The following is a 12113-nucleotide window of genomic DNA, read 5'->3' on the forward strand; positions in this document are numbered from 1 at the left end:
GACGCTACCCTTTTCCTGGATTGCGTTCAGATTCAGGTCTTAAACTGCGTCTCCGCTCAGTGCCGCGAATGTGCCCAAATCGAATGTACTCGAAACCTGGCTTCTCGCTTTGGACGCGGTTTAAATCATCGCACCTCAACTCAGAAGAAGGTTGAATAATGGAATGGTCAAGCGTCATCGCCAACCCGTATCTAAAAGATCTTCCGTTCAAGATCGAGCTCAACAAATGGGGCAAAATTCTAATGAGTCCTGCCAGCAACCGGAATGGCAGCCTTCAATATGAAATCGGCGCCTACATCGACAAACATCAAGGCAATGGAAAAATCATCATGGAATGCTCGATTAAAACGAGCGACGGAGTGAAGGTGGTCGATGTTGCTTGGGCGTCGGACGAATTTATCGAGCAATTCGGCTACGACACGCCTTACACCAAAGCACCTGAAATCTGCGTCGAGATCACCTCGCCATCCAATTCCAAGGCCGAGATCGAGGAAAAAACCGCACTCTACCTTGCGGCAGGGGCGCAAGAGGTCTGGATTCTCGATGAACGCGGCATCATCGCCTATTTTGCGCATGAGGGGGCGATTCCGCACAGCCGGGCAATACAAGACTGATATTGCAATGCAGCATGTGGCGTATCGGGGAGGTGGGCGCTAGAATTGTCGGCTGTCCCACACCACAAGCAGCCACGCCAACGGAGCCCTCGATGCCCAACAGCTTCAACGCCAAGTCCACCCTGAACGTCGCCGGCCAGGATTACGAGATCTTCAAGCTCGACGCTGTGCCCAACAGCGCGCGTCTGCCTTACTCGATCAAGATCCTGCTCGAAAATCTGCTGCGCAACGAGGACGGTGTGACCGTGACGCGCGAGGACATCGAGTATTTCAGCAACTGGAATCCGCAGGCCGAGCCGGACAAGGAGATCCAGTACCGCCCCGCGCGCGTGCTGATGCAGGACTTCACCGGCGTGCCGGCGGTGGTGGACATGGCAGCGATGCGCGATGCCATGGCCGCGCTCGGCGGCGATCCGCGCAAGATCAACCCGCTCCAGCCCGCCGAGCTGGTCATCGACCACTCGGTGCAGGTCGATCATTTTGGCTCGGACAGCGCCTTCGCGCTCAACGCCGAGCTGGAGTTCCAGCGCAATCAGGAGCGTTACAAGTTCCTCAAATGGGGCCAGAGCGCACTCGACGGTTTCAAGGTGGTTCCGCCCGATACCGGCATCGTGCATCAGGTCAACGTCGAGTACCTCGCGCGCGTGGTCTTCCCCAAGCCGCTTGATGGCGTCACTCAAGCCTATTTCGATACCTGTGTTGGCACCGATTCGCACACCACCATGGTCAACGGCATCGGCGTGCTGGGCTGGGGCGTGGGCGGCATTGAGGCCGAGGCGTCCATGCTGGGTCAGCCGGTGTCCATGCTGGTGCCCAAGGTCGTCGGCTTCAAGCTGACCGGCAAGCTGAAAGAAGGCGTGACCGCGACCGATCTGGTGCTGGTGATCGTCGAGCGTCTGCGCAAGCATGGCGTGGTCGGCAAGTTCGTCGAGTTCTATGGTCCGGCGATCAGCACTCTGCCGATGGGCGAGCGCAACACCATCGCCAACATGGGGCCGGAGTATGGCGCGACCTGCGGACTCTTCCCCATCGATCAGATCACGCTCGACTATCTGCGTCTGACCGGACGCGACGAGCATCAGATCGCCCTGGTCGAAGCCTACTGTAAGGCGCAGGGTGTGTGGCACACCGCCGACGCGACCGAGGCCGATTATTCCGAGACGCTGGAGCTGGATCTGGGCGACGTGGTGCCTTCGCTGGCTGGTCCCAAGCGTCCGCAGGATCGGGTGGCGCTGTCCGACATGGCGAGCCACTTCCCGGCGGCGCTGGCTGCACTCAAGAAAGAGCGCAACATCCCGAGCAAAGGCGCGGCCAAGGCGGTCATCGAGGGTCAGGAGGTCGAGATCTCCGACGGATCCATCGTGGTCGCGGCCATCACCTCCTGCACCAACACCTCCAACCCGAGCGTGCTGATCGCCGCCGGTCTGGTCGCCAAAAAGGCGGCGGCGCTGGGGCTCAAGCGCGCGCCCTGGGTCAAGACCGCTTTTGGTCCCGGCTCGATGGCCGTCACCCGCTATCTGGACCGCGCCGGACTGACCGAGCCGCTGAAGTCGCTCGGTTTCCACAATGTCGGCTACGGCTGCACGGTGTGCATCGGCAACACCGGCCCGCTGCCCGAACCGGTCTCCAAGGCCATTGCCGCCAATGACCTCTGTGCCGTCTCCATCCTCTCGGGCAACCGCAACTTTGAGGGTCGGGTGCACGCCGAGGTGCGCATGAACTATCTGGCCAGCCCGCCGCTGGTCGTCGCCTATGCCATCGCCGGCCGCATCGACATCGATCCCGCCAAAGATCCGCTGACCACCGATGCCCAGGGCAATCCGGTCTATCTCAAGGACATCTGGCCGACCCAGGACGAGGTCAACGCCGCGATCGCCGAATTCGTCACCCCGGCTGAGTTCACGGCGGCTTATGCCGATGTCTTTGCCGGCGATGCACGCTGGCAGTCGCTCGACGCCGTTGCCAGCCAGACCTACGACTGGCCGGCGGATTCGACCTATATCCAGAACCCGCCCTACTTCAAGGGTATGTCGCTGGACCTGACGCCCGTGACCGACATCGGCGGCGCGCGCTGTCTGGCCCTGCTCGGCGATTCCATCACCACCGACCACATCTCGCCTGCCGGCTCCATCAAGCCCAACTCGCCGGCTGGCAAGTATCTGATGGAAAAAGGCGTGGAGCCTAAGGATTTCAACAGCTTGGGTTCGCGGCGCGGCAACCACGAGGTGATGATGCGCGGCACCTTCGCCAACATCCGGCTGCGCAACCTCATGGCGCCGGGCACCGAGGGCGGCGTGACCCTGCATCAGCCGACTGGCGAAGAGATGTCGATCTATGACGCGGCCATGCAGTATCAGTCCGAAGGGACGCCCGCCATCGTCATCGCCGGCAAGGAATACGGCTCCGGCTCCTCGCGCGACTGGGCGGCCAAGGGGCCGCGTCTGCTTGGCATCCAGGCCGTCATCGCCGAGAGCTACGAGCGCATCCATCGCTCGAATCTGGTCGGCATGGGCATCCTGCCGCTGGAGTTCCTCAAGGGCGAGAATGCCCAGTCGTTGGGACTCACCGGCACCGAGACCTTCGACATCGTCGGGCTGAACAACGCCGAGGCCAAGCAGGTCGAGGTGCGGGCGACGGCGGCTGACGGCTCGGTGAAGACCTTCGAGGCCAAGGTGCGGATCGATACGCCGAACGAGATCGACTACTACCGGCATGGCGGGATTCTGCAATACGTGCTGCGGAAGCTCGCCGCTTAAATTTTTGACTTGCCAGTCAAAAATTTAAGACTGTAAATCCTGTAGGGGCGATTTAAATCGCCCCTACAGGCTGAAACGGGATAACTGATCGTCACGATACCTGAGGTGTCGGTTAGTGGTGAATAGCAAATCGAACATCCCGTCCATCCCATGACCCTCGCCGGACCCCCTCATGACCCTTGATCTCTCCACCCTGACCGCCGTGTCTCCGGTCGATGGCCGCTATGCCGCCCGCGCCGCCGATCTGCGTCCCATCTTCAGCGAATTCGGTCTCATCCGTCATCGGGTCGAGGTCGAGATCCGCTGGTTCCAGGCGCTCGCGCGCCATCCCGGAATCGTCGAGGTTCCTGCTTTCTCGGAGACGGCGAACCGCCTGCTCAATGACATCGTGGCGAATTTCAGCGTCGCGGACGCGCAACGCATCAAGGACATCGAACGCACCACCAATCATGATGTCAAGGCGGTCGAGTATTTTCTGAAGGAGCGGATCGCGGATCATGCCGAGCTGGCAGCCGTCAGCGAATTCATCCATTTCGCCTGCACCTCCGAGGACATCAACAACCTCTCGCACGGACTCATGATGCGCGCCGGGCGCGATGCGGTTCTGCTGCCGCTGATGGACGAGCTGATCGCCGCCATCCGTGCGCTGGCCCATCGTCATGCCGAGCTGCCCATGCTGTCGCGCACCCACGGCCAGTCGGCGACCCCGACCACGCTCGGCAAGGAGATGGCCAACGTCGTGCACCGGCTGCGCGGTCAGCGCGCGCGGGTTGCCGAGGTGGCGCTGCTGGGCAAGCTCAATGGCGCGGTCGGCAATTACAACGCCCATCTGTCCGCCTATCCCGAGATCGACTGGCCGGCGCTGTCGCAGGCCTTCGTCGAATCGCTGGGGCTGACCTGGAATCCCTACACGACGCAGATCGAACCGCACGACTATCTGGCCGAGCTCTTCGATGCGCTGGCTCGCTTCAATACCATCCTCATCGACTTCTGCCGGGATGTCTGGGGCTATATCTCGGTGGGTTACTTCAAACAGCGCACGGTGGCGGGCGAGGTCGGCTCCTCGACCATGCCGCACAAGGTCAACCCCATCGACTTCGAGAACGCCGAGGGCAATCTGGGTCTGGCCAACGCCATCCTGGAACATCTGGCCGACAAGCTACCGGTTTCGCGCTGGCAGCGCGATCTGACCGACTCGACCGTGCTGCGCAATCTTGGCGTCGGCATCGCGCATACGACCATTGCGCTGCATTCGGCGCTCAAGGGAATTGGCAAGCTGGAGGCGGATCCGGCACGGCTGGCGGCGGATCTGGAGGCGAACTGGGAGGTGCTGGCCGAGCCGATTCAGACCGTCATGCGCCGCTATGGCGTCGAAGCGCCTTACGAAAAGCTGAAGGAACTGACCCGTGGGCGGCGTATCGGACAGGAGGCGCTGGCTGATTTTGTCGAGACGCTCGCGATCCCGGAGCAGGCCAGGGCTGAACTCAAGGCATTGACCCCGGCGACCTATCTGGGCGAGGCCGCCCGGCTTGCGCGCGCGATCTGAATCGATAGAAGTGCTTGGCGCATCCATGCCGGCAGTGGAATAATAAAAAAGGCCGGCCATGCGCTAACATGGCCGGCCTTCCCATAAGCCACAGTCGGGGGGGGTGAGGCTTATCGGACCCTGCCGCGCCGGTTGTCGACACAACCGGCGCGGATTTACTTCTGAGCCCTGAAAATCAGCCGCCGTACTCGGCGTTGATCTTCACGCGGCGCTGTTCGACGGCGAAGATGTCGTACTCGGGCAGCATCTCACGCTTGCCACGGCTTTCGACAGACGTGATGTCGCTCGGCGAGATGCCTTTGCTGACCATATAATCGCGGACCGTTTCGGCGCGACGCTGGCCGAGTGCCATGTTATAGGCATCGGAACCCTTGGCGTCGGTGTGGCCGGTCAGCGAGATCTGCTCGCGCACCGGGGTTTCCTTGACCTGGGCGATGTAGTCGTCGAGACGACGCAGCTCGTTGTCGTTGACGATGTTTTCGAGACGGTATTTATCGAATTCGAAGTTCAGACGAACGATGAATTCCTTGGGCACGGCGGCCACCGGAGCAGCCACACAGGGCTCCAGTTCGCCCGAGCCATGGAGGCTCTGCCAGCACTCGCCGTAGTTCGTCACCCAGGCCTGCCCTTCCGGCTGGGCGGACCAGAAATGCTCGTTGTTGTAGTCACTGGCGGCATTGGCGAGCGGTGCAGACAGGGCGAAGGCCACCGCGAACGGAGCAGCCAGCGAGGCCAGGCGTGAGGTGTGGTTCTGTTTGCGCATCGTTTGTTTCCTGTTCAGGTGGATGGAGATGATCGGATTGGGAACCTTCGTTGAAAGCCGAAGCAGTCGTCAGTAAAAAACAACAAATCGGTGTTTTCTTTCGCTCACGCCACGAATGCGCCTCCCGAAGCTTGTTTTGAAGTCTCAATGGCACACAGGTGACGGTCGAAGGGCCGCACTTGGAACGCAGACATTTTAGCCCACTACAGGAGCAAAAGTGCAACTTTTTTCTATGTTCGCAGCGTATTTACAACGACTGTTTTGAAGATGCAACATTCATGTCTGAATTGATCTTTGCAGAAGACCCCGTACTCGGTGCGTCATCCGGTCCCCTGACGCTGGATCGCCGCGCCCTTGTGCGGGAGGCGGGCGTGCGCATGGCCAGTCAGGCGCGGCGCGAGCTGTTGCTGTTCAGTCGCGCGCTCGACCCTGATCTCTACGATCAGGCGCCATTTCTCAGCGCCGTGCAGCGCCTCGCGCTGGCGCGCCCGGGTCTGTCCGTGCGCGTCCTGCTGTGCGATCCGCGCAGCGCCAGCCAGGGCGGACACCGGCTGATCGAGCTGGCGCGCCGCCTGACCTCCCGGATCGCGATTCGCTGCGTCGGCGCGGACGATCAGGATCGCCCCGACGCCTTTCTGATTGCCGACGAGCGCGGCTACATTCACCGTCGTCTTGCCGCCACCATGGAGGCTGTCGTCGATTTCAACAACCCCAGCGAGGCGCGCCGTCTGCGCTCCGCTTTCGAACAGATCTGGGAGCGCAGCGATGTCGCCCCCGAACTGAGCCGGCTGTATCTGTGAACAGACATTCTCGATCCATGCGATCCGCCACCTTTCGCCAACCCCGCCGCTCCCGCCCGGCACGCTGGCGCCATCCCTCGCTGCTGGCACTGCTGACTCTGATCAGCGCGGTCGCGCTCTGGACCTGGTGGGCTGAAGACCATCCGCAGGAGGAACGCGAATTACGGGTGGTGGTGCACGACCAGCTCCTGGCCTGGTTTCCTGATGCCATGACGCCCAACAACGATGGCTGGCATGGTCTGGCGCTGCGGATTGCGGCGCCAGCGTCAAAGAAACCGCGCATCGTCCTGGTACATGGTCTGGATGAGCCGGGCAGCATCTGGCATGACCTCATTCCGGTTCTGGACACTGCCGGTTTCGAGGTCTGGGAGTTTCGCTATCCGAATGATCAGGGCATCGACCGCAGCGTCGCCTATCTCGCCGAACACTGGCCGACACTCCCGGCTGACCGCCCGGCCATTTTCGTCGGACACAGCATGGGTGGACTGGTAATTCGTGATTTCGTCTCGCGCTGGCGGCATCCGGTGGCTGGATCGGCCCAGGTGGCGGGTGCGCCCATCCTCGGCGCCGTGCTCATCGGCACCCCGAATCAGGGCTCGGAATGGGCCCGACTGCGCATCTGGCTCGAATTGCGCGATCAGTTGCTTGAAGAGCGCGATCGTCGTTTCTCGCTCTTTGCCGCGCTGCGCGACGGGACCGGCGAGGCCAAGATTGATCTGCGTCCAGGGAGCGATTATCTCACCGCGCTCAACGCCGTTCCCTGGCCGACAACCATTCCCATCCAATTGATTGGTGGCGTCCTGCTGGAGCCGCCGCTGGCGATGACGCAGAGTGTTGCAGAAATGTCACAATCAGCGCCGACACTGGAGCTGCGCGAGAAATTTGCGACCTGGTGGTCCGGGATCGGCGAGGGACTGGGTGATGGCGTCGTTACCCTTGCCTCGCTCAGTCTCCCGAACACGCCTCCGCCGCTGGTCATGCAGGCATCGCATCGCGGCATGCTGCTCAGGCTGCTGCCGAACGATCCCGAACCGCCTGCGATCCGGCCGCTGCTGCAAACGCTTGAGGGATGGAGCGGCGGCGGCGAAAGCGGTGCGGTGGATGTTGCAGCACAGTCCGGCCCCGCGTTGAGCGATGCGCCCCGGCTGCCTGATCAAACCGCCGAGCCGGTCGGATCGAACCCGATCCGACCTTCAGTAATCGCCAATTAAGGCGCACAACCGGGGTTGAGCTCAGGTCTCGGGAGGATTGCTTAACGCACCCGCTGTGCGGCCCGGCCGGAATCCAGGGCATCACGGACACGGTCGGCGGCAACGGTCAGCGAGCTCTCGCGTCCGAGGTGCCAGAGGATGAGCGCGCCAGCGTAGACGAGGCTGTCGTAAGTCGGCCCCGGCTCGCCCTGCAGGGCAGCCAGACCGGCCTGAGCGGCGGCGCGGGCGGTCGCCGCGACATCCACGGTGATGGCGATTTCGTCGCCGGGACGGGTGGTCTGAGGGATGTCCCTGGGAAGGGGCACGGCACGAATCGCCTGTTCGATGCCCAGCTCGACCGGATCGATCTCGAAGGGTTGTTCCTCGGCATGGTGCTGATAGTTGTAACAGATGCCCTTTTGTCGCAGCGAGGGAATGACGCCACCCTCGACGCCGCGCACCAGCAGCGCCGAATCGAATCCGGCATGGCGGGCGAGCAGGGCATAGATGCGCGGGTAGGCCGTGTGAACATAGCCGGTCACCAGATGGGTCTGACGGCGACCGTGGATGGGCCGTGCCAGTACCTCTGTGGTCGTGATCGCCTGACGCTTGACGATGGCGGTGCGCAGATCGACCAGATTGTGCAGCGGCGCGCAGAAGGCCCGTTGATCGACATAGCTCCAGCCGAGCGCCGGATCGGCCAGCCGGTCAGCGGCTTCGACCGGGCTCAGATCGACCGGCACCCCGGCGGCCTCCAGCACATGACGATGGGTAACGCCGAACTTCGGCCCCACGGCATGTGCGCCCTGGCTGATCGCCGCCACGCCGCACTCGGCCAGCAGCGGCATCAGGAAGGGCGCGGCGGGCAGACAGCGGTTGTAGCCATCATAGGGATCGGCAATATCGACCACCTCATCGACTGCTGCCACGACATGCCCCGTGACCTCGCGGATGGCGTCCAGGATGCCTTTGAATTCTTCGTCGGTCTCGCGCTTCATGCGCAGCGCGATCAGAAAGATGCCGGCCTGCACCGGATCGACCTGATGGTCAAGGATGGCGCGCATTCCGGCGCGCGCTTCGGCCAGCGAGATGTCTTTGGACTGCTCGGGACCGGTCGCGATGCGCTGGATGATCGAACGCATCTGGATTTGGATGTCGTCATGGGTCGCTGTCGTGTCGATCATGGAATGTCCTCCAGGATGATGTGTTGCGATATGCGGAGCGAATGCGCCGAGTATCCTTCATTTAGACTTTGGTTAGCGAGGAGAGCGTCATGACTGACCTGTTCGTGTACTCGGGATGTTGAGCTTTCTGGCGCTTGGCATCGTGCTGGGTCTGTCCGCCGGACTCGCGCCCGGCCCTGTGCTCACGCTCGTCATCTCGGAGACGCTCCAGCATGGCGCACGCTCCGGGATGAAGGTGGCGATCGCGCCGCTGCTCACCGATGCGCCGCTCATCCTGCTGACCCTGGCGCTCCTGTCGCGGCTCACCGAGATCCATGGCGTGCTCGGGGTGCTGTCGCTGTTCGGCGGCAGTTTCGTGCTGTTTCTGGGCTGGCGCACGCTCGGCACCCAGGGAGTCCGACTCGATGATGAGGTACTGGAATCGCGCTCGCTGACCAAGGGCATGCTGGCCAATCTGCTGAGTCCGCATCCCTATCTCTTCTGGTCGAGCGTTGGTGCGCCAATCATGGCCAGCGCCATGAGCCAGAGTCTGGGCGCGCTCCTGGTGTTTCTGATCAGCTTCTATGCCCTATTGGTTGGCGCGAAGATCGCGCTGGCGTTGCTGGTCGGGCGGTCGCGTGCCTTCATGAGTGGGCCTGTCTATCTCTACACCCTGCGCACGCTCGGTCTGGTCCTGATGATGCTGGGGCTGGTGCTCATGTATGAAGGATGCGTCTGGCTCGGCTGGGTTGATGGCTGACATCAGAGATTGAACGAACACGCGGCTCAACCGTCAGACGTTCACAATCGCTTTGTATCGTGTTCCGACGCATTTTTCACAGGAGAAGACCGCCGATGACGACTGACATCACGCCTGCCCCACTCTCGCCCGACCAGCTCGACCGGATCGACGCCTACTGGCGCGCCTGTAACTATCTGGCGGTCGGCATGATCTATCTGCGCGACAACCCGCTGCTGCGTGAACCATTGCGCGAAGAGCATCTGAAAAACCGGCTGCTGGGTCATTGGGGCGCGAGTCCCGGACTCTCCTTCATGTATGTCCATCTCAACCGGATCATCCGCGAGCGCGATCAGGAGGCGATCTTCCTCGCCGGTCCCGGCCACGGTGCGCCGGGCGTGCTGGCGCCGGTCTATCTGGAGGGCACCTATTCCGAAATCTACCCCAACAAGAGCGAGGACGAGGAGGGCATGCGCGCCTTCTTCAAGCAATTCTCCTTCCCCGGTGGCATCGGTTCGCACTGCACGCCCGAGACCCCGGGTTCCATCCATGAGGGCGGCGAGCTGGGTTATTCGATCTCGCATGCCTTCGGCGCGGCCTTCGACAATCCGAACCTGTTGGTCGCGGTGGCGGTCGGCGATGGTGAGGCCGAGACCGGCCCGCTCGCCACTTCCTGGCATTCGAGCAAGTTCCTCAATCCCATCCGCGATGGGGCGGTGCTGCCGATCCTGCATCTCAACGGCTACAAGATCAACAATCCCACCCTCTTGTCCCGCATCCCCAACTCTGAACTGGCCGATCTCATGCGCGGCTACGGCTGGACGCCGCATTTCGTCGAAGGCGACGACCCGCTGACGCTGCATCAGACGATGGCTGCGACCCTGGATGTCTGTCACGATCAGATCCGCGCCTTCCAGCAGGCTGCCCGCACCAGCGGTCAGGCCAGCCGTTGCCACTGGCCGATGATCGTGCTGCGCACGCCGAAGGGCTGGACCGGTCCTGAATCTGTCGATGGCAAAAAGGTCGAAGGCTTCTGGCGTGCTCATCAGGTGCCGCTGTCCGGGATGCACAACAACCCGGCACATCTCAAACAGCTTGAGGATTGGATGCGCAGCTACCGGCCCAACGAGCTGTTCGACGCGCAGGGCCGGCTGATCCCTGAGCTGAAGGCGCTCGCGCCGACCGGGACGCGCCGCATGAGTGCCAGTCCGCACGCCAACGGCGGTCTGCTGCGCCGCGCGCTGCGGATGCCGGACTTTCGCGACTATGCGCTGGACCTGCCGCAGCCCGGCAAGGTTCACGCGATGAACACCAAGCCGACCGGCGCGCTGCTGCGCGATGTCATGGCGCGCAATATGGACAACTTCCGGGTCTTCGGCCCGGACGAGAACAGCTCCAACAAGCTCGATGACATCTATACGGTCAGCAAAAAGCTCTGGCTGTGCGACTATCTGCCCGAGGACGCCGACGGTGGCGAACTTGCACCCGACGGGCGCGTGCTCGAAATGCTCTCCGAGCACACCCTGGAAGGCTGGTACGAAGGCTATATCCTGACCGGTCGGCATGGCTTCTTCGCCACCTATGAAGCCTTTGTCCATGTCATCGACAGCATGTACAACCAGCACGCCAAATGGCTGGCGATCTGCGAGGAGATCCCCTGGCGGGCGCGCATCTCCTCGCTCAACCTGCTGATCACCTCGACCGTCTGGCGGCAGGATCACAACGGTTTCACCCATCAGGATCCGGGCTTTCTCGATGTGGTGGTGAACAAAAACCCCGCCGTGACCCGCATCTATCTGCCGCCCGATGTCAACACCCTGCTCTCGACGGTCAACCATTGTCTGCGCAGCCGCGACAACATCAACGTCATCGTCGCCGACAAGCAGAGCCATCTCCAGTATCTCGACATGGACGCCGCCATCAAGCACTGCACGAAGGGCATCGGCATCTGGGATTGGGCGAGCAATGATCAGGGCTCGGAACCGGATGCGGTGCTGGTCGGCTGCGGCGACATCCCGACCAAGGAGGCGCTGGCCGCGACCGCGCTGCTGCGCGAGCACTTTCCGGACATCAAAATCCGCTTCATCAATGTCGTGGATCTGTTCAAGCTCCAGCCAGCCGGCGAGCATCCGCACGGACTCTCCGATGCCGATTTCGACAGCCTCTTCACCAAAGACAAGCCGATCATCTTCAATTTCCACGGCTATCCCTGGCTGGTGCATCGTCTGGCCTACCGGCGCACCAATCACAAAAACCTGCATGTGCGCGGCTACAAAGAAAAAGGCAACATCAACACCCCGCTGGATCTCGCCATCGAAAACGAAATCGACCGCTTCAGCCTGGCGATGGATGTCATCAACCGGGTACCGCGTTTGCAGGTGGCCGGGGCGCATGTGAAGGAGAAACTGCGCGACATGCAGATCGAATGCCGCCAGTACGCCTATGAGCACGGCATTGACAAACCGGAGGTGGATGATTGGATCTGGCCGTTCTGAGCGGATGTGCCTGAACTGTTTGGGCCCGGCATGCTGATCCTTGCTGC

The 12113-nt window shown here is 62.1% G+C and carries 9 protein-coding genes; 7 read left to right on the plus strand and 2 right to left on the minus strand.

Annotated elements, in window-relative coordinates; translation table 11 throughout:
- Positions 1-158 precede the first annotated feature (158 nt).
- The 3 genes from EDC35_RS05480 (at position 159) to purB (ending at position 4916) form a co-directional block, all read left to right on the plus strand.
- Positions 159-614, plus strand: a complete 456-nt coding sequence (locus EDC35_RS05480; RefSeq protein ID WP_132976208.1) for a Uma2 family endonuclease — start codon at positions 159-161, stop codon at positions 612-614.
- A gap of 92 nt (positions 615-706) precedes the next feature.
- Positions 707-3370, plus strand: coding sequence for an aconitate hydratase AcnA (acnA, locus tag EDC35_RS05485; protein WP_132976209.1), 2664 nt, complete (start codon positions 707-709; stop codon positions 3368-3370).
- A gap of 172 nt (positions 3371-3542) precedes the next feature.
- Positions 3543-4916, plus strand: coding sequence for an adenylosuccinate lyase (gene purB / locus EDC35_RS05490; protein ID WP_132976210.1), 1374 nt, complete (start codon positions 3543-3545; stop codon positions 4914-4916).
- A gap of 175 nt (positions 4917-5091) precedes the next feature.
- Here the strand turns inward: purB and EDC35_RS05495 are convergent, their stop codons facing one another.
- A complete protein-coding gene (locus tag EDC35_RS05495) occupies positions 5092-5679 on the minus strand; it encodes an OmpA family protein (protein WP_132976211.1) in 588 nt (195 codons plus the stop codon).
- Positions 5680-5957: 278 nt separating this feature from the next.
- Between EDC35_RS05495 and EDC35_RS05500 the strand changes: the two genes are divergently transcribed.
- Both EDC35_RS05500 and EDC35_RS05505 read left to right on the plus strand, forming a co-directional pair.
- Entirely contained in the window at positions 5958-6479 is a 522-nt protein-coding gene (locus tag EDC35_RS05500) for a DUF7931 domain-containing protein (RefSeq protein WP_132976212.1), read from the plus strand.
- Between the two features lie 17 nt (positions 6480-6496).
- A complete protein-coding gene (locus EDC35_RS05505; protein ID WP_243651456.1) occupies positions 6497-7690 on the plus strand; it encodes an esterase/lipase family protein in 1194 nt (397 codons plus the stop codon).
- 41 nt (positions 7691-7731) lie between these two features.
- Here the strand turns inward: EDC35_RS05505 and EDC35_RS05510 are convergent, their stop codons facing one another.
- Positions 7732-8853, minus strand: a complete 1122-nt coding sequence (locus EDC35_RS05510) for an anthranilate phosphoribosyltransferase (protein ID WP_132976213.1) — start codon at positions 8851-8853, stop codon at positions 7732-7734.
- 115 nt (positions 8854-8968) lie between these two features.
- Here EDC35_RS05510 and EDC35_RS05515 point away from each other — a divergent pair, with 115 nt between their 5' ends.
- Both EDC35_RS05515 and EDC35_RS05520 read left to right on the plus strand, forming a co-directional pair.
- A complete protein-coding gene (locus tag EDC35_RS05515) occupies positions 8969-9592 on the plus strand; it encodes a LysE family translocator (protein WP_132976214.1) in 624 nt (207 codons plus the stop codon).
- 95 nt (positions 9593-9687) lie between these two features.
- The gene (locus tag EDC35_RS05520) at positions 9688-12066 is read left to right on the plus strand and encodes a phosphoketolase family protein (RefSeq protein WP_132976215.1); all 2379 of its coding nucleotides are present in this window, start codon (positions 9688-9690) and stop codon (positions 12064-12066) included.
- Positions 12067-12113 lie beyond the last annotated feature (47 nt).

This window comes from Thiobaca trueperi (assembly GCF_004342175.1).
Classification (GTDB): domain Bacteria; phylum Pseudomonadota; class Gammaproteobacteria; order Chromatiales; family Chromatiaceae; genus Thiobaca; species Thiobaca trueperi.